Source organism: Paenibacillus sp. sgz302148, assembly GCF_056120465.1.
Map to the genome: position 1 here is coordinate 39,905 of NZ_JBVYOJ010000015.1, position 16,757 is coordinate 56,661.

16 protein-coding genes are annotated in these 16,757 nt (G+C 50.6%); all 16 read left to right on the forward strand.

Features of this window, described 5'->3' with window-relative positions; genetic code table 11:
• The first annotated feature begins 4 nt into the window (after positions 1-4).
• Complete coding sequence (gene dprA, locus AC0LWM_RS21470; protein WP_474677040.1) at positions 5-1,096, forward strand: DNA-processing protein DprA; 1,092 nt, start codon at positions 5-7, stop codon at positions 1,094-1,096.
• Positions 1,097-1,120: 24 nt separating this feature from the next.
• On the forward strand, positions 1,121-3,199 hold the full coding sequence (gene topA, locus AC0LWM_RS21475; RefSeq protein WP_474677041.1) for a type I DNA topoisomerase: 2,079 nt from the start codon (positions 1,121-1,123) through the stop codon (positions 3,197-3,199).
• A gap of 61 nt (positions 3,200-3,260) precedes the next feature.
• Complete coding sequence (trmFO, locus tag AC0LWM_RS21480) at positions 3,261-4,574, forward strand: FADH(2)-oxidizing methylenetetrahydrofolate--tRNA-(uracil(54)-C(5))-methyltransferase TrmFO (protein WP_474677042.1); 1,314 nt, start codon at positions 3,261-3,263, stop codon at positions 4,572-4,574.
• Between the two features lie 48 nt (positions 4,575-4,622).
• Positions 4,623-5,168, forward strand: coding sequence for an ATP-dependent protease subunit HslV (gene hslV / locus AC0LWM_RS21485; RefSeq protein WP_474677043.1), 546 nt, complete (start codon positions 4,623-4,625; stop codon positions 5,166-5,168).
• Between the two features lie 69 nt (positions 5,169-5,237).
• Entirely contained in the window at positions 5,238-6,638 is a 1,401-nt protein-coding gene (gene hslU / locus AC0LWM_RS21490; protein ID WP_474677044.1) for an ATP-dependent protease ATPase subunit HslU, read from the forward strand.
• A gap of 40 nt (positions 6,639-6,678) precedes the next feature.
• Complete coding sequence (codY, locus tag AC0LWM_RS21495; RefSeq protein ID WP_474677045.1) at positions 6,679-7,455, forward strand: GTP-sensing pleiotropic transcriptional regulator CodY; 777 nt, start codon at positions 6,679-6,681, stop codon at positions 7,453-7,455.
• 270 nt (positions 7,456-7,725) lie between these two features.
• The gene (gene flgB / locus AC0LWM_RS21500; protein ID WP_474677174.1) at positions 7,726-8,115 is read left to right on the forward strand and encodes a flagellar basal body rod protein FlgB; all 390 of its coding nucleotides are present in this window, start codon (positions 7,726-7,728) and stop codon (positions 8,113-8,115) included.
• 2 nt (positions 8,116-8,117) lie between these two features.
• Complete coding sequence (gene flgC, locus AC0LWM_RS21505) at positions 8,118-8,570, forward strand: flagellar basal body rod protein FlgC (protein WP_474677046.1); 453 nt, start codon at positions 8,118-8,120, stop codon at positions 8,568-8,570.
• Positions 8,571-8,596: 26 nt separating this feature from the next.
• Entirely contained in the window at positions 8,597-8,905 is a 309-nt protein-coding gene (gene fliE / locus AC0LWM_RS21510; protein ID WP_474677047.1) for a flagellar hook-basal body complex protein FliE, read from the forward strand.
• A gap of 41 nt (positions 8,906-8,946) precedes the next feature.
• A complete protein-coding gene (gene fliF / locus AC0LWM_RS21515) occupies positions 8,947-10,521 on the forward strand; it encodes a flagellar basal-body MS-ring/collar protein FliF (RefSeq protein WP_474677048.1) in 1,575 nt (524 codons plus the stop codon).
• Between the two features lie 15 nt (positions 10,522-10,536).
• A complete protein-coding gene (fliG, locus tag AC0LWM_RS21520) occupies positions 10,537-11,556 on the forward strand; it encodes a flagellar motor switch protein FliG (RefSeq protein ID WP_474677049.1) in 1,020 nt (339 codons plus the stop codon).
• On the forward strand, positions 11,549-12,382 hold the full coding sequence (locus AC0LWM_RS21525) for a FliH/SctL family protein (protein ID WP_474677050.1): 834 nt from the start codon (positions 11,549-11,551) through the stop codon (positions 12,380-12,382). The genes fliG and AC0LWM_RS21525 overlap by 8 nt, the downstream gene beginning before the upstream one ends.
• Positions 12,375-13,697 (forward strand): flagellar protein export ATPase FliI, encoded by a 1,323-nt coding sequence (fliI, locus tag AC0LWM_RS21530; RefSeq protein ID WP_474677051.1) that lies wholly within the window; start codon positions 12,375-12,377, stop codon positions 13,695-13,697. Before AC0LWM_RS21525 ends, fliI begins: the two co-directional genes overlap by 8 nt.
• An 11-nt stretch (positions 13,698-13,708) precedes the next feature.
• On the forward strand, positions 13,709-14,167 hold the full coding sequence (gene fliJ, locus AC0LWM_RS21535; protein WP_474677052.1) for a flagellar export protein FliJ: 459 nt from the start codon (positions 13,709-13,711) through the stop codon (positions 14,165-14,167).
• Positions 14,168-14,367: 200 nt separating this feature from the next.
• Entirely contained in the window at positions 14,368-15,273 is a 906-nt protein-coding gene (locus AC0LWM_RS21540) for a MotE family protein (RefSeq protein ID WP_474677053.1), read from the forward strand.
• Between the two features lie 23 nt (positions 15,274-15,296).
• Positions 15,297-16,754, forward strand: a complete 1,458-nt coding sequence (locus tag AC0LWM_RS21545; protein WP_474677054.1) for a flagellar hook-length control protein FliK — start codon at positions 15,297-15,299, stop codon at positions 16,752-16,754.
• Positions 16,755-16,757 lie beyond the last annotated feature (3 nt).

The window sequence follows — 16,757 nt, forward strand, 5'->3', positions numbered from 1 at the left end:
GTCGATGAATGACCGCACGATTCTGTTTGCATTGCATGAAATGGAAGGGATCGGGTGGAATAGTATTTCGCGTTTGGTCAGTCAGCCAATTCCGCTATCCGAATGGATGAACGCAAGTATCGAAGATTTGGAGCGCATCGGAATCGTTACGAGCAAAGCGGTTTTGATTCGGCAGATGCTATCGGAGTCTTATATTGAAAATCGGTTAGCGCTGTATGCAAAGGAGGGAATTGATTATATAACGCGGCTTGATCCGGCATATCCGCAGCTGCTCGCGGAAACGGGACGCCCTCCTTGGGTGTTGTATTATCGCGGCCATCTGGACATGCTGAACAAACCGTTAATCGGCATAGTCGGAACGAGAGTACCTACCGCATATGGCAAAAGAGCCGCAGAGAAGCTCTCCGACCAGCTGTCGCAAGTCGGTTGGGGCGTCGTAAGCGGCATGGCCAAAGGCATTGACAGCGTATCGCACGAAGCGGCATTACGCAGCTCGGGGAGCACGATTGCCGTTTTAGGTACTGCGATTAACGTCATTTATCCGCCGGAAAACCGCTCGCTTCACGCAGAAATTGTCGAAAAAGGTCTAATCCTTTCGGAGTATCCGATAGGCACGAAGTCTCATCCGGGACTTTTTCCCCAAAGAAATCGTGTTATCGCAGGACTAAGTTTAGGCGTTCTTGTCGTTGAAGCAGCCGAACGAAGCGGCTCGCTCATCACCGCGGACCATGCGCTCGAAGCATCTCGGGACGTGTTTGCCGTGCCGGGTCCGATTTCATCGCCGAAGAGCGAAGGGGCGAACCGGTTAATCAAGCAAGGGGCTAAGCTCGTATCCTCCGCGCAAGATATATTGGAGGAATATCGACATATGATAGCAGTAGAACCGGTTTCAGCACGTCTGGATGCTCCGTCACCGTCCAAACTCACCGAGCATGAACGGCTTGTTTATCGAATTTTATCGCACGAGCCTACGACGATCGACCAATTATTGGAGAAAAGCAAGTATACATTTGGACATTTGCATTCAGTTCTGTTATCCTTGCTTATGAAAAAACTCATTGATCAACTACCAGGTTCTGCATATATCATTCGTTAAGAACAATTAGGGGAGGACGAACCATTGGCGGATTCACTAGTCATCGTCGAATCACCGGCTAAAGCGAAAACGATCGGCAAATATTTGGGCAGCAAATTTATTGTCAAAGCTTCCATGGGTCATATTCGTGATTTGCCAAAAAGCCAAATCGGGGTAGAAGTCGAAAACAGCTTTAACCCGAAGTATATTACGATTCGCGGCAAAGGGTCGGTATTGAAAGAACTGAAGGACGCGAGCAAACGCGTCAAAAAAGTATATCTCGCGGCCGACCCCGACCGCGAAGGAGAAGCGATCGCTTGGCATTTGGCGCATTATTTGGATTTGAACGATACGGAAGAATGCCGCGTCGTCTTCAACGAAATTACGAAGCAAGCGGTCAAGGAAGCGTTTAAGACGCCCCGCAAAATCAACTTGGATCTCGTAAACGCGCAGCAGGCACGCCGAATCTTGGACCGGCTCGTCGGCTACAAAATTAGCCCCCTATTATGGAAGAAAGTCAAAAAAGGGCTTTCCGCAGGCAGGGTCCAATCCGTTGCCGTCAAAATCGTCATCGACCGCGAAAACGAAATCGACGCATTCGTTCCGGAAGAATATTGGTCGATTACGGCTCGCCTAGCGACCGGCAAATCGGAGTTCGAAGCGAAATTTTACGGAATGAACGGCGAGAAAAAGGAGCTCGGCAGCGAGCAAGAAGTACAGGAGATACTGAAAGCGATCGGCAAATCGGATTATAAGGTGGGCGAGGTCAAGGAACGCGAACGTTTGCGGAACCCGTCTCCTCCTTTTATCACAAGTTCGCTTCAGCAAGAGGCTGCACGCAAGCTGAACTTCCGCGCCGCCAAAACGATGTCCGTCGCCCAGCAGCTCTACGAGGGCGTCGATCTCGGCAAAGAAGGAACGGTCGGTTTGATCACGTATATGCGTACGGACTCCACCCGGATTTCACCCGTTGCGCAGGAAGAAGCAAAGCAGTTTATAATGGAGAAATACGGCGCCGCCTACGTGCCGGAAACGCCGCGTGTCTATACGAAGAAAAACGCGAACGCGCAAGATGCGCATGAAGCGATCCGCCCTACATCCGTTATGCGAGAGCCGGATGAAATCAAAGAATTCATGAGCCGCGACCAGCTTCGGTTATATAAGCTCATCTGGGAGCGATTTATCGCAAGCCAAATGGCGTCCGCGGTATTGGATACGATGACTGTCGATATTCATACAGGTCCTGCGATTTTCCGGGCGGTTGGATCGAAGGTTCGTTTTCCGGGCTTCATGAAGGTTTATGTGGAAGGTAACGACGACGGAACGACGGAAGACGACAAGTTTTTGCCTCCATTAAAAGAAGGCGATCAAGTAAAACAGCAGTCGATCGAACCGAAGCAGCACTTTACGCAGCCGCCGCCGCGTTATACGGAGGCACGCCTCGTTCGTACGCTGGAGGAGCTTGGCATCGGGCGTCCAAGTACGTACGCGCCGACGCTGGAAACGATTCAGAAGCGAGGATATGTCGCGCTCGAGGAGAAAAAATTCGTTCCGACCGAGCTTGGTACCTTGATCATTCAGCTGATGGAGGAGTTTTTCCCGGAAATTCTCGATGCCGAATTTACGGCGAGAATGGAAGGCGATCTCGACCATGTCGAGGAAGGCAGCGAGGATTGGGTGAAGGTGCTTCAATCTTTCTATGAATCGTTCGAAAAGCGTCTTGAAGTGGCCGAAGAGGAAATGAAGGAAATCGAAATTCAGGACGAGGTATCCGATGAGATTTGCGAGAAGTGCGGCAAGCATTTTGTTTACAAAATGGGCCGCTTCGGCAAGTTTCTCGCCTGCTCGGGCTTCCCGGACTGCCGCAATACGAAGCCGATCGTCAAGGACATCGGCGTCACCTGCCCGAAGTGCAAAACCGGCAAAATGATCGAACGCCGCAGCAAAAAAGGCCGGATTTTTTACGGGTGCGACCAATATCCTACTTGCGATCACGTTTCATGGGATAAGCCGGTCAGCAAGCCGTGCCCGAAATGCGAATCCATGCTGGTAGAGAAGCGGAATAAAAGCGGCGGGAAAATCCAGTGCGTGCAGTGCGATTATAATGAAGAAATCGTTGATTAAAGTTCAGATTATGCTTACGAAGTAGCTTTCCTTCGGAAAGCTTTTAGGAGGGTCAACACCATTGTCACAACCAACGAGGGTTAACGTCATCGGAGCGGGGCTGGCCGGCAGCGAAGCGGCTTGGCAAATCGCGAGCCAAGGCGTGCCCGTTACTTTATACGAAATGCGTCCGGTCAAACGGACGCCGGCTCACCATACGGACAAATTCGCCGAGCTCGTATGCAGCAACTCGCTGCGTGCGAATGGGCTGACGAACGCCGTAGGCGTGCTGAAAGAAGAAATGCGCATCTTGGATTCGCTGATCATGAGCAGCGCCGACAATAACGCGGTACCGGCAGGCGGAGCGCTAGCGGTCGACCGTGACGGCTTTTCCGGCGAAATTACGTGGAGACTGCGCGAGCACCCGCTGATCGAGGTGCGGAATGAAGAGATGAGCGAAATCCCAAGCGGCATTACGGTTATCGCGACAGGTCCCCTTACTTCTCCGGAATTGTCGGCCAATATCCAGAAGCTGATGGGCGAAGAATATTTTTATTTCTACGACGCCGCAGCGCCGATCATTGAAAAAGACTCCATCGATATGAACAAAGTATACTTGGCGTCGCGCTACGATAAAGGAGAAGCCGCATACTTGAACTGCCCGATGGACGAAGAGCAGTTCCGCGCTTTCCATGAGGCGCTTATTACGGCGGAAACCGCTCAACTGAAAGATTTTGAGAAAGAAGTTTATTTTGAAGGCTGCATGCCGATCGAAATAATGGCACGTCGCGGCATCCAGACCGTGTTGTTCGGACCGATGAAGCCGGTTGGGCTTATCAATCCGCATACAGGCAAGCTGCCATATGCCGTCGTGCAGCTGCGTCAGGACAACGCGGCCGGTACATTGTATAACATGGTAGGCTTCCAGACCCATCTTAAGTGGGGAGAGCAAAAACGAGTGTTTTCCATGATTCCGGGCCTGGAAAATGCCGAAATCGTTCGTTATGGCGTTATGCACCGGAATACGTTCATCAATTCGCCGAAGCTGCTCAAACCGACTTACCAATTCAAGGAACGGGACGACTTGTTTTTTGCCGGTCAGATGACGGGCGTGGAAGGATACGTCGAATCGGCTGCTTCCGGCCTCATCGCCGGGATCAATGCCGGCAGGCTCGCCAAGGGCGAGGAGTGCCTCGTGCTGCCGAAGGAAACGACGCTTGGCAGCATGGCGCACTATATTACGACTGCGGATTTTAAACATTTTCAACCGATGAACGCGAATTTCGGCTTGTTCCCGCCGCTTGCGGAAAAAATCCGCAACAAGAAGGATAAAAACGATTCACTTGCGAACCGCGCGTTGGACGGAATTCGTGCTTTTGCGCAGCAGATCCGTTAACAGAATAATGAAGTTCGGGGATTACATTTTTGGAAGGAGGATCTCTCAATGAGCGGACAATTTCATGCGACGACGATTTTTGCGGTGCGTCACAACGGCAAAGGAGCGATTGCCGGCGACGGCCAAGTGACCTTCGGCAACAGCATGGTGATGAAGAATACGGCCAAGAAGGTTCGTCGCTTGTACCGTGGCAAAGTCGTAGCGGGCTTCGCCGGTTCGGTCGCGGATGCGATTACTTTGTTCGAGAAGTTCGAGGGCAAGCTGGAGGAGCATCACGGCAATCTGCAAAGGGCTGCGGTGGAGCTTGCGAAGGATTGGCGCAGCGACCGCGTGCTTAGACGATTGGAAGCGATGATGATCGTCATGGACGGAAGCGGCTTGCTGCTTATTTCCGGTAACGGTGAAATTATCGAGCCGGATGACGGTATTCTTGCAATCGGCTCCGGAGGCAGCTTCGCACTAGCCGCGGGAAGAGCGCTCAAACGCCATGCGCCGCACATGGAAGCGAAGAATATTGCACGCGCGGCATTGCAAACGGCCTCGGAAATTTGCGTTTTTACAAACGAGAACATTATCGTCGAGGAAATCGAATAAACGTGGTATAAAGATTTAGCTTATTTGCTAAGAAGTATTGCCGTGCAAAACTAGGAGGAGGGCTGTACGATGAAAAACACGTCTCTTACTCCCCGGCAGATCGTCGCGGAGCTGGATAAATATATTGTCGGTCAGAAAAATGCCAAAAAATCGGTTGCCGTCGCCTTAAGGAACCGGTATCGCCGCAGCTTGCTGGACGAATCGGTGCGGGACGAAATCGTGCCGAAAAATATTTTGATGATCGGGCCAACCGGCGTAGGCAAAACGGAAATTGCGAGAAGACTCGCAAAGCTCGTCGGCGCTCCGTTCGTCAAATTGGAAGCGACCAAGTTCACCGAGGTCGGTTATGTCGGCCGTGACGTCGAGTCGATGGTCCGCGACCTGGTCGAGACGTCGATTCGTATGGTGAAGGCGGAGAAAACGGAGCAAGTCAAGGATAAAGCGGAGAAAATGGCGAATGATCGCATCGTTGCCATTCTTGCGCCATCCCCCTCCAAGCCGAGAAACCAGCGGAACCCGCTGGAGATGATTTTTGGCGGCAATGCTTCGGCGCCATCGACGGATGAAGTGGAAGTCGATTCGAGCCTGCAGGAAAAGCGTGATCAAATCAAGCAGCGTCTGCTCGCCGGCGGCATGGAAAACGAAATCATCGAGATCGAGGTGGAGGATAATACCCCTTCGATGCTGGATATGCTTGCAGGCCAAGGCAATAACGAGCAGATGGGCATGAACATGCAGGAGCTGTTCGGCAATATGCTGCCGAAGCGCTCCAAGAAACGGAAGCTGCCGATCAAAGAGGCGCGCAAGGTGCTCATTCAGGAAGAAGCGAACAAGCTGATCGACATGGACGATGCCATACAGGAATCGATCCGCCGCGCGGAGCAATCCGGCATTATTTTTATCGACGAGATCGATAAAATCGCCAGCTCCGGCCGCGGAGGCGGCCCGGACGTATCCCGTGAAGGCGTACAGCGGGACATTCTGCCGATTGTCGAAGGCTCGACCGTCATGACCAAATACGGGCCGGTGAAAACGGACTACGTCTTGTTTATCGCCGCGGGCGCCTTCCATATCGCCAAACCGTCGGATTTGATCCCCGAGCTGCAGGGGCGGTTCCCGATTCGCGTAGAGCTGTCGAATTTGTCCGAGGACGATTTCGTCTCCATTCTGACCGAACCGAAGAACGCCCTCACGAAGCAATATGTCGCTTTGCTCGAGACCGAGGGAATCCGGGTCGAATTTTCGGACGCGGCCATTCGGGAATTGGCTCGCATCGCCGCCCAGGTGAATCAGAACACGGAAAATATCGGCGCGCGCCGTTTGCATACGATTTTGGAGAAACTGCTGGAGGACTTAAGCTTCGAGGCTCCGGAAATAACGCTCGAACATATGGTGATTACTCCGGAGTACGTTCGTGATAAAATTAGCGACATCGCCAAAAATCGCGATTTGAGTCAATATATATTGTAATCGATCAAGTGTGATCAGGAAGGCTGGGAGGCAGTACGGCATGACTTTATTGGCAAAGACAAGAACATTGAACAAGCTTTTGCAGAAAGCGGCAGGCAAGGCCGTTAATTTTACAGAGATGGCGGAGGTACTCCGCGACACGATTCACGCCAACGTGTACGTCGTCAGTCGCAAAGGCAAAATATTAGGTTTCGCCACAGCGGGAAGCGTGGATGTTATCGATTCCCAGCCGTCGAAGAGCGAGCTGCGATTTCCCGCGGATGCGAACAACATTTTGCTAAAGATTGACGAGACGACATCGAATCTCGATACGGAGAGTCCGTATTTAAGGTTCTCGGAGCAAATTACGGCGGTGTTTACCGATAAACTTGTCACTGTCGTCCCCATTAACGGGGGAGGCGACCGTTTAGGCACGCTTGTCATTTCTCGCAATGCGGATGATTTCATCGAAGACGATCTGATTTTGGCGGAATACGGCTCAACCATCATCGGCATGGAAATTTTGCGCGGACGGGCTGACGAAATCGAGCTGGAGATGCGCAGCAAAACGGCCGTGTCGATTGCGATAGGTTCGTTGTCGTTTAGCGAGCTTGAAGCGGTCGAACACATTTTCGAGGAGTTAAACGGCAAGGAAGGTTTGCTCGTTGCCAGCAAAATCGCCGATCGTGTCGGCATTACCCGGTCGGTAATCGTAAATGCGCTGCGCAAGCTCGAAAGCGCGGGCGTTATCGAAACCCGTTCCCTCGGCATGAAGGGGACTTATATCAAAATATTGAACGATCAGCTCGTGAACGAGTTGGAGAACATCAAAATTTAGCGAAATATAGCGCAATATATTGTGATCCTGTTCTAGAAAAAGCACTGTCTTTAGCAAATTAAAGATAGTGCTTTTTGCGTATTGTTTTATTCTGGAAAGTCATAGAATATTATTGATGTCGCGTGATCGGCATTCTTTGACAAACACTTCACACAAATAAAAGAAAACTTTGTCGAAGAAAGAAGGAAAAGCGAAGCGAGATGTTGAATATATTATGTCAATCAGAGCTGGAAGGTGGGAAATTGCGTGTTTAACTTCATTGGCGCGTCCATGAACGGGTTGGAGCGCGCTTTAGATGCGGCGACGCTGCGGCAGAAAGTGGTCGCAAGCAACATTGCGAATGCCGAAGTGCCTTATTTCAAGCGTTCCGAGGTTCGGTTCGAAGAGTATTTGAACAACTCGCTAGATTCTGGAAATTTATCGCCTTTTGTCGGCAATAGGACGGATTCCAGACATTTTTTTATCGGGAGGGCGTCTTCATTTCCTCAGCCCGAAATCGTAACGGATGAGTCAACGGTCATGAACAACAATCTGAACAATGTGGATATCGATCGGGAAATGACGTTCCAAGCCGAAAACCAGCTGCGCTACAACGTGTTCGTTCAGCAGGTCAACCATGAGATGCGGCAACTCCGCACGGCGATTGAAGGGAGAAGGTAACGATGAAGCTGTCGAACGGATTTGATATTAGCGCTTCCGCGCTGACGGCCCAGAGATTGCGGATGGATGTCATTTCGTCCAACGTGGCGAATGCGGAGACGACGCGGGGCAAATACGTAAACGGCAAGTTTGAGCCATACCGACGCAAATTGGTCGTTATGGAACCGATGAAGCAGCGCTCTTTTGCCGATACGCTGGAACAGCAAATGAACGGAACTTCCGCTAGCCAAGGCGTTAAAGTGACGAAAATCATTGAGGATCAGAGCCAATTCAAGCAAGTGTATAATCCGACGCATCCCGACGCAGACGAGAACGGATTTGTTTACTTGCCGAACGTCGACGTTTTGAAGGAAATGGTCGATATGATATCCGCTACGCGGATGTACGAAGCAAACGTAACCGCCTTGAACGCATCGAAAGCGATGGTCATGAAAGCACTCGAAATCGGCAAATAATTATTCATCGTTAAGGAGCGACGATTGTGGTTGATAACATATTGTTGAACTCGATACATAAAACGAACGCCGCAAGCGCGGCAAAAACGGCTTCCTCTACGACGCCATCCGAGCTGACGAAGCAATTCGGCGATTTTCTGAAGGATGCCATGAATGAAATTAATAACGAAGACCAGGCGGTACAAGCGCTGAACGATCAATTCATTCGCGGTGAAGTTGATGCGCATACGGTAACGATCGCTTCCGAAAAAGCGGCGATTACCCTTCAGTTGACGGCTCAAATCCGCAACAAAGTCATCGAAGCTTATCAAGACGTAATGAGAATGCAAATGTAGTCGTACTATACTTCCTAGCATAGCTTGGGTGAGGTGACACCGTGAACGAAAAACTCGTCCAGTATCGGGAGAAGGCGGCTCGGTATTGGAATCAATACAATAAGACACAAAAAATTATGCTCGTTTCGTCTTTTCTTTTCATCATCCTGGTGATCGCCTTATTGTCCTATCAGTTTTCGAAAACGGAATACGAATTGGCTTTCCAGGATTTGAATGCAACGGACGCTGCGGCCATTACGAATTATTTGGAGACCAACGGCATTTCGTATGAGCTTAGCCAAGACGGCAAGAGCATCGGGGTTCCGAGCACGGTTGCCGCCAAAGTTAAAGTCGAAGCGGGCTCCCAAGGACTTGTGCAAAACGGTTCGCTCGGCTTCGGTGTTTTCAGCAAAGAGTCCTCGACCTTCGGCACGACGGATAACGAATTCAAGGTCAAATACAATGACGCATTAAACGGCGAAATCCGGAGATTGCTGCAAGGCATGACCGGCGTTAGCAGCGCGGATGTGCTCGTAACGCTCCCGCAAGAAAATGTGTTCGTCACGACGGATGACGAAGACCAAGCTTCCGCATCGATCGTCCTGCAATTTAAATCGGGTTACCGCCCGAATCAAGAAGCGATCGACGGATATTTCAATCTTGTGAAGACGGCTGTTCCGAAGCTTGCGATCGACAATATTACGATTTCCGGTCCGGACGGCGAATTGGTTCCAACAACCAAAGGCGGCACGGGCGGCATGGCGGGCAACGTCATTGACCAACAATTCCAAGTCCAGAAAAAGTTCGAAGACGACATTCGCAAAAAAGTGTACGGATTCCTGAGCACGATCATGGGGAAAGACAAAGTTGTCGTGAATGTTGCCTCCAGCTTGAACTTCGATAAGAAGAACACGCAAGAGCAGCTGGTCACGCCTGTTGATCCCGTCGATAAAAAAGGAATTGAAATCAGTGTCGAGCGTATCCAAGAATCGTATACGGGCGAGCCTGCGCAAAGCGGCGGCGTTACCGGTACGGGACAATCGGATGTACCTGGTTACCTGGGAGCGGACAGCTCCGGTAAAACAAGCTCGGAGAAAAACAGCGAACGGCTTAACTACGAAGTCAACCGAATTACGAACCAAATCGTATCCAGTCCATACAATGTCAAGGACTTAACGATCAACGTTGGCGTCGAACCGCCGAATGCGGATCCGAATTCGCTGACGCCGGAAATTCGCAATTCGATTCAAACGATCTTGACCAATATTGTACGCGCAACGCTGGCCGATTCCGGTCAGACATTGACGGATGAAGAATTGAACAAAAAGGTTTCCGTATTTGCACAGCCTTTCGATGGCAAAGCGTCTACCCAAGCTTCTAGTTCGATTCCGAACTGGGTATGGTACGGAGCAGGAATTTTGGCTCTAGCTCTGATTGGCGGAACGGTTCTTGTGATGTCCCGGAGAAGAAAACCGGAAATCGTCGAAGAAGAAGAACTGCCGGCCAAAGTGGAATTCCCGACGATCGATATCGACAACGTAAACGAAAGTCAAGTGCGCAAGCAGCTTGAAACGTTGGCGAAGAAGAAGCCGGAAGAGTTTGTCAATTTATTACGCACATGGCTAGTCGATGAATAGAGGTGTTGACCTTCAATGGCTAAATTCCAACAACCGCAAGTGTTGTCCGGACGACAAAAAGCGGCGATTCTTCTTATTACTTTAGGCCCGGAAGTATCTGCACAAATATTCAAGCATTTACGAGAGGACGAAATCGAACAGCTTACGCTGGAAATCGCCAATGTACGTAAAGTGGACAGCGGCGAAAAAGATACGATTTTGAACGAATTTCATCAAATTTGCATGGCGCAGGAATATATTTCGCAAGGCGGCATTACGTACGCCAAGGAAATATTGGAAAAAGCGCTGGGCCAGCAAAAAGCGTTTGATATTATTAACCGCTTGACGGCTACGCTGCAGGTTAGACCGTTTGATTTTGCGCGCAAAGCCGATGCGGGTCAAATTTTGAACTTTATCCAGAACGAAAATTCGCAAACGATCGCGCTCGTATTATCTTATTTACAGTACGATCAAGCGGCGGCGATCATGTCGTCACTGCCGCAAGAGAAGCAAGCCGACGTTGCGAAACGCATCGCCCTGATGGACAGTACTTCACCGGAAGTCATCGCTCAGGTCGAACGTGTATTGGAGCAGAAGTTATCCTCTGCTGTAACGCAAGATTATACTTCGGCCGGCGGTATCGAAGCGATCGTGCAAATTTTGAACGGCGTCGACCGCGGTACCGAAAGAACGATTCTCGACTCGCTCGAAATTCAGGATCCTGAGCTTGCCGAAGAAATCAAAAAACGGATGTTCGTCTTCGAAGATATCGTCAACATCGACAACCGCTCGATTCAACGCATTATTCGCGATATCGAGAATGCCGATTTGCAGCTTGCGCTGAAGGTTGCCAGCGAAGAAGTTCGCGAAGCGATTTTCCGCAACATGTCCAAACGGATGTCCGATACATTCAAGGAAGAAATGGAATATATGGGACCTGTCCGGCTGCGCGACGTGGAAGAAGCGCAAACGCGTATCGTAGCGACCATCCGACGATTGGAAGAATCCGGCGAAATCATTATTGCTCGCGGCGGAGGCGACGATATCATTGTCTAACGTGATTAAATCAACTCTGTATATTTCTGTAGACGACATTAAAAGGGTAGAAGTTGCGCCAATCGTAAACATTTTGCCAAAAAAAGTTTCCGAAGATGCCGACGACCCGATGAAACGCGCTTTGGCCGATGCCGAATACATTGCTGCCAAAGAGCAGTTGATGCGCGATGCCGAAGCGTTTGCGGAAGAACATATTCGCCAAGCTGCCGAAGAAGCGGAACGTTTGCGTGAACAAGCTCACGCCGAAATCGAAGACTGGTGGCAGATGCGCCGTCTGGATGACGAACTTCATCTGGAACAAACCAAGGAACAAGGATTTCAACAAGGCTATGATGAAGGTCTTGTTCAGGCCGAAGCTGCGGTTCAAGCGCAGTATAACGAAATGCTCGCCCAGGCAAAGTCGATTCTCGAGCAGTCTTTTCAAAGCAAAGAATTGATCATACAGGAAGCGGAGCCGTTTCTGCTCGAGCTCAGTTGCGCGATTGCCGAAAAAATCATACATAAACAGTTGTTATTGGAACCGGAATGGATCATTCAGCAAGTGAAGCAAGTGCTGTCCCGGCGTCGTGACCAGGGCGTCATCACATTGTGCGTGGCACCGTCTCAGTTCGCTTTTATTCAAAATGCAAGAGAAGAACTTGTTCTCGCCATCGATTCGCAGGCGGAGCTGCAAATATTGCCCGACGCATCGGTGAAAGACGAGGGCTGCGTCATCCGATCTTCCTTCGGCAGCATCGATGCACGTATCGATACGCAGCTGACCGAGATCAAAAAAGAGCTATACCAGCTGGCGATTCGGAACGAGGAGCGATTCGAGCATGAGTAGATTGCCGAATGCAGAGCGGTATATCGAGCATATGAAGGGCATGGATCCGGTTCGCGTCAACGGCAAAGTTACGCAGGTTATCGGCCTGACCGTCGAATCGGAAGGACCCGACGCCAATATCGGCGACGTATGCTACATTTATCCCGCAAAATCGTCCCAGCCGCTCAAGGCGGAAGTGGTCGGTTTTCGCAATAATAAAGTCATTCTGATGCCGCTTGGCGACCTGCATTCGATCGGACCCGGCTGCGACGTTGTCGGAACGGGTAAACCGCTCACCGTACAGGTTGGCTCCGAGCTGCTTGGCAAAGTGCTTGACGGACTAGGCCAGCCACTTGACGGCAGCTTGATTCCGGCTCGGATGCCGCATTATTCGACGAATAATGTGCCGAGTAACCCGCTGAAACGGCAGCGCGTCTTGAATCCGATCAGCATCGGCGTTCGCGCAATCGACGGCTTGCTGACGATCGGCAATGGCCAGCGGGTCGGCATTTTCGCAGGCTCCGGCGTCGGCAAGAGCACGCTGCTCGGCATGATCGCCCGCAACACGTCCGCTGACGTTAACGTTATTGCATTAATCGGCGAGCGCGGACGCGAGGTGCTTGATTTTATCGAGCGCGATCTTGGGCCGGAAGGCTTGCAGCGTTCGGTCGTCATCGTAGCGACGTCTGATCAGCCCGCATTGATTCGCATGAAAGGCGCTCTGATCGCAACGACGATCGCTGAATATTTCCGCGACCGCGGCTTGAACGTCATGCTGATGATGGACTCGGTAACGCGTTATGCAATGGCGCTGCGCGAGGTCGGACTTGCCATCGGCGAGCCGCCGGCTACGCGGGGCTATACGCCTTCCGTATTCGCCAACCTGCCGAAGCTGCTGGAACGTGCCGGAACTGGCCCTAAAGGCTCGATTACGGCGTTCTACACCGTTCTCGTCGACGGCGATGACATGAACGAACCGATCGCCGACGCAGTCCGCGGGATTCTGGACGGACACATTGTCCTGAATCGGAATTTGGCCCACAAAGGGCACTTCCCCGCGATCGACGTTCTGGCCAGCGTCAGCCGGGTCATGAAAGAAATTGTGTCGCAGGAGCACACAGAAGCGGCCGAAAATTTGAAGCGGATGCTAGCTATTTATAAAGATTCGGAAGACCTGATCAATATTGGGGCGTACCAGCGGGGATCAAATCAAGAAATTGATCATGCTTTGCAAAATATCCAGTCCATATGGGATTTTACGCGCCAAAAAGAAATGGAGAAAGTAACTTATTCGGAAGCAAGAGAGCGTTTATTGAATGAATTTCTTGGGAGATGACGTTCAGCGCGATGAAAAAGTTCCAATATGGCTTTCAGAAAATCGTCGATTTGAAATCAAACGAAAAAATGCAAGCCGAATGGCTTCTATCGACCGCAATCGGCAAGCTGCAGCTGGAGGAACAAACGCTCGAAGAGCTGCAATCGGAGAAGAGGCGGTTGCAGGATGATCTGCATGCTTCCTCGACGGAATGTGCGCCCGTAGCGGAGCTGCTTGTATTGCAGCAATATATCGAACATCTGGAGCGGCTTATCGGATTAAAGCTCAAAGACGTTCAGGCGGCGCAAAAGGATGTATTCGTGAACCGGCAAAATGTAGCGACAAAAATGCTGGACGAAAAAGTGTGGCTTAACGCCCGTGATAAAGCGAAGCAAAATTATGTCGCCGAATTTTTGCGTGTGGAGCAGCAAGAGCTGGACGAAATGGCCACGATGCGTTTTGCCCGGCGCGGGGCACAGGTTGCATTCTAGACAGGGGAATGCAGGAAGATTGAAGGCAATGTGATTTTTGTCAATGCATAGCTAGATTTACGCACTTATGCTTACGAAGTGAGTTTTCCCCCCGGGAAAACTTAAGCTTATGCTTACGAAGTGGCTTTCTCTCCGAGAAAGCCTAGTCAACGCTTACGAAGTGAGTTTTCCCTCCGGGAAAACTTTTAGGAGGAATCGTTTTGGCCAACCAGGATGTCGAGAAAAGTTCATACGGCGGCTTTGAACGTTTTCTATTTTTCGTCACGCCGATTTTGTTTACGGTCATCCTGCTCGGAGTATTGTTAGCGCTGTTCAATTACGATATTCGCAACAGCTTGCTCGAATTCGGCAACAAGATTCCGATTGTCAGCAGTTTTCTTCCTGAGCCGGCACCAAAGCCTGAAGAAAGCGAAGTTGCCGATCCTGAGGCCGTGGCTAAGGCATCCGCCGATAAAGTGAATGAGCTGAATCAAATTATCGCGGCCAAAGATGCCGAACTGAAAAAAGTGGTCGACAAAAACGCAAAAAGCGAGCAAACGATCAAATCGCTGCAAGATCAAATGAATTCGCTGGAAGAAAAGCTACAGCAAAAAACGGTCGATGACGCAGCTTATGATCAGCAGGTTCAAGGACTTGCTTCGGTTTACGCGAAGATAGCACCGAGCAAAGCGGCACCGATCATTGAAAACTTAACGATTGAAGAGCAAGTGCTTGTCCTCAGTGCGATGAAAACGGATGAACGCGTCAAAATCCTTGAAAAAATGAATCCGAAAAAAGCGGCTGACGCCTCGATTTTGCTCAAGGATGTAACAACTTCCAAAGATCGCGAAATCGCTGCGCTGCAATCCCGCTTGAACTTAAAAGAGGCTACAACGCCACCTGCCAAATCGACAGTGGATAAGAAGGATCTTGGCGAAACGTTCGGCAATATGGCACCCAAAAACGCGGCTTCGCTGCTCTTGGAGATGAACAAAATCAGCCAAGACAAAGTTCTTGCCATTTTAAGCACGATGAGCAATCAGAACCGCTCAGCGGTGTTAGGCGCAATGGCTGACCAGGATAAAAGCACGGCTGCTAAATTGACCACCAAGCTCGCTGCAAAATAGTGCACGAAAGGAGGTGAACACAAATGGATTTGCCTATTCAAAAATTGGTTTCCAATTCGGCGCCATCGACTTCGGGTACTTCAGCCGGCAAAACAGCCGGAAACGGCGGTAATTTCGCGAATGCGCTCGTGCAAGTCATCAACGGAAATGCGGATTCTTCGGCGAATTCAGTCAATGCTACCGCTACGAATGTTCCGCTTCTAGGACTTAATGCAATCGTAACTTCCTTATTCGAAGAGGATGCTGAGGTTGATTCCGATTCATTGATCGCGCAGCTTTCGGAGTTGATCGGACAACTTCAAGTATCCGACGATCAGACCCTTGATACGGAGGATGGGCTTAACGACTGGATTGCACAGGCTAGCGAACTGCTCGCAGCTCTGATGAGCAATATCGGAGCGAACCAGCAAACAGAACCTGCACAATCAACCGAATCGGTTGCAATTGATGCGGACGGAGCTAAAGCTGCATTGCCGATCGTCAATGTTCAACAATTGCTGTCTCAACTTATGAAAGCAGCGAATCAGCAACCGGCTAACGATCAGGCGTCTCACAATTTGGAACAGCTTCAAGTGTTGCTTCAAAAACTGCCTACTGCCTTGCAAACGGCAGCTCAGGATCTTGCAGCAGTATCGGACACGCCGGATTCAAGCAAAAATGCGCAAATTATCGCTCAAATTACCGAGCAGCTCCAACCGCTGCAAAAGCATGTTACGCAGCAGCAGAAAGCAAACTTGCTACAGCAGCTTGATTCGGCAACGGACAGCCTTGAGGATACGTTCGGAGTCTTCCAGCAAAACACCGGCAGCTTAAACGTGAAGACGCATTTTGCGCATTTGATGCGCCATCCGCTGCAACAGCTGGCGATGCTGGCGGCTGATTCCGGTCAAGATCAAGCTGCCGATGGGGCAGGAAACGCAACAGAGGCAGATTTGAACACATTAACGATGCTTGGCGTCGGACAAGATGCAGTTAGGGCTTTAACGGCGGACAACCAAGCGAAGCCGATTACGATGGCCGCAAATGCTTTTGCCCAAGACATGAGCCAATTTATCGTAAAAAACTTGGGAATCACGAAGCTGGGCGGCGTGACGGAAGCTACGATTTCGTTATTTCCGGAACAGCTCGGCCAAGTTGATGTGCGGATTACGTTGCATAACGGCGTCGTGACGGCGATGTTCGTCGCGGACAACGCAGCAGGCAAAGAGGTTCTTGAGAATCAACTGGCACAGCTTCGCACGGCATTGCAGAACCAAGGTTTACAGGTGGACAAGCTGCAAGTATCGCAAAGCGGACTGCAGTCCGGAATGTTCCAGGACCATCGTCAGCAGTCGCAGCAGCAGCAGCAAAACTTCACCCGCCAGAATCGCTCCAGATCGGCGGAATACGATGAAGTCTCCGGAGTATTCACGAACGAACTGGATCAACATTCAGCCCATAAGGAACTGGGTTACGGTACATCGATCAACGTAACGGCATAGTCG